1 pseudogene is annotated in these 421 nt (G+C 71.0%); it reads right to left on the reverse strand.

The features are described 5' to 3' along the window. A pseudogene (locus ICC28_RS40145) lies at window positions 1-421 on the reverse strand (serine hydroxymethyltransferase); the annotation flags it as partial.

The following is a 421-nucleotide window of genomic DNA, read 5'->3' on the forward strand; positions in this document are numbered from 1 at the left end:
GGGGTCGTTGGGGACGGCGTTGCGGTTGACCGTGATGCCGACCTCGTGGAGCCGGTCCTCGGCCTGCTGCCCGTCCAGCTCGGACGCGCGCAGGTCGACCAGGATCAGGTGCACGTCGGTGCCGCCGGAGAGCACGTTCACCCCGGCCGCGCGGGCGTCCTCGGCCGTCAGCCGCTCGGCCAGGATCCGCGCACCCCCCACCGTGCGCCGCTGGCGCTCCTTGAACTCCTCCGACGCGGCGACCTTGAAGGAGACCGCCTTCGCGGCGATCACATGCTCCAGCGGGCCGCCCTGGAAACCGGGGAAGACCGACGAGTTCAGCTTCTTCGCGAAGTCCTTCTTCGCCAGGATGATGCCGCCGCGCGGGCCGCCCAGCGTCTTGTGGGTGGTGGAGGTGACCACATCGGCGTAGGGCACCGGA

Source organism: Streptomyces sp. TRM68416 (assembly GCF_014596915.1).
Taxonomy (GTDB): domain Bacteria; phylum Actinomycetota; class Actinomycetes; order Streptomycetales; family Streptomycetaceae; genus Streptomyces.